This is a genomic window from Staphylococcus sp. AtHG25, assembly GCF_003217445.1.
GTDB classification, from domain to species: domain Bacteria; phylum Bacillota; class Bacilli; order Staphylococcales; family Staphylococcaceae; genus Staphylococcus; species Staphylococcus haemolyticus.
In genome coordinates, this window is record NZ_QJSN01000005.1 from 171929 (window position 1) to 172216 (window position 288).

The following is a 288-nucleotide window of genomic DNA, read 5'->3' on the forward strand; positions in this document are numbered from 1 at the left end:
GGATCCAAATACTCATGTTGATTTACTTGATAAGGATAATCATGTCATTGGTTCAGGTACAACAGATAGTAATGGTCGTGTTACGATTACACCTACGGTACCTATTCCCGAAGGTAATGTAACTGCGAAAGCTTACGATAATGCGGAACACCCAAATGTCTCAACTTCTGTACCTAAAAAAGCGACGGATACGACACCTCCAGGTAGCCCAATTGTTAATACTGATTTAACTGGTAAGGCAACGACTAGAACTCCAGTTGATGTGTCTTCTGATCCGAATACTCGTAT

General features: G+C 41.0%; 1 protein-coding gene. It reads left to right on the plus strand.

Going from position 1 to position 288, the window contains the following annotated elements:
- On the plus strand, window positions 1–288 hold a 288-nt coding region (locus BDW31_RS12465; RefSeq protein ID WP_181414819.1), incomplete at both ends, for a hypothetical protein.